This window comes from uncultured Limnohabitans sp. (genome assembly GCF_937889215.1).
Taxonomy (GTDB): domain Bacteria; phylum Pseudomonadota; class Gammaproteobacteria; order Burkholderiales; family Burkholderiaceae_C; genus Limnohabitans_A.
In genome coordinates, this window is record NZ_CALBEX010000495.1 from 1 (window position 1) to 1213 (window position 1213).

Below are 1213 nucleotides of genomic sequence, written 5' to 3' on the forward strand. Positions count from 1 at the left end.
GGTCAGGTGCGCTGAGCTGAAAGGGCGACAAATTGCCCGTGCAGACCCAGCGGCAATCCATAAGGCAGTTGCACCTGGGCCACCGGCCCGGCGCTGATCTGGCCTGCATTGAAGACCGAGAGCGTGGTTTTTTCGGTGGGCCAGTGGTAGGCGGTGCCCAACACCCAGCCCGCGTTTTCATCGGTCTTGTTTGGGTGGGGCACATAGACATGTTCTTCGGCCAGCCAGTCGGTGCCGTAGTCGTGGCGCTGGGTACGTTGGCCGTCGGTGGTCAGCACGGTGCTGTAGCCCAGCAGGGGCCTCGGAGCCTGGGTGTATTGAAGCATGACCGTGAGTTTCTGGGGCAGGCCTACGCGGCGCGGATCAAAGCGAGGAAACTCGACCAGCCGCAGGTCTGTGGGTCGTACGGTGGCGCGGCGGCGGGCGGTGTGCAATTCGACCTCGGTCCACGTGGTGTCCAGCGGCTCTTGGAGTGGCAATCCAGGCGATACGTCAAAGCTGCGCATGCGCAGGATGTCATTGTGGTGCACATAGCTCAGGTGGATGCGATCGCCGCGCTCAAAGGCGTTGCCCAGATGGAAAAGGCCGCTGTTGGGCATCTCGATCAGTGTGGTGTGCCAGTCGGCCATGGCAACAACGCAGGCGATCATGGGTGCTTGTGGGTCCCAGTGCATGCCTGCCAGCAGGTTGGGCAGGACAGATGCGGGGCGTTCATATTTCAGCGGCTGCAACAAGAAGACCAGATGCCGCTCGGTGATGGCAAAGTCGTGCACCATGTCGGCATTGGGCACGGTGAGTACTGTTTGGCGTTGCAGTTGGCCGTTGGGGGCGATCTGGTAGATCAGCAGTTTGCCGGTGCCGGGCATGTAGCCAAAGCTCCAGACCGTGCCGTCAGGGGCCACCCGGGGGTGGGCCGAAAACGGTGCGCCTGCGGTTTCGGGTGACCAGACCTTGAAGCCCACGCTTTTCAGGGTGTCTGGGTAAACCTCCAGTGCTGAACCCGCTTCCCACAGGGCATAGAGCTTGCGTCCCTGGTCCATGGACAGCAAGTTGATGTTGGCGGGGTTGATGACATCGGGCTGCGTCACGGGCAGTGAATTGGCCACGGTGCTGCCAAAACCACCATACAAAAAGCGACCTGCAGCGAGTTCTTGTGCGGCCTTGGGGGTGTCCAGCGGTTGGCCTTGGTGGCTGACCTGACCGCCATCGATGC

1 protein-coding gene is annotated in these 1213 nt (G+C 61.8%); it reads right to left on the bottom strand.

Translation table 11 applies throughout. From position 1 onward, the window contains the following. Positions 1 to 2 precede the first annotated feature (2 nt). Positions 3 to 1213, bottom strand: a 1211-nt coding sequence (locus Q0341_RS12565) for a carotenoid oxygenase family protein (protein ID WP_299513881.1), incomplete at its 5' end; no start/stop codon positions are given.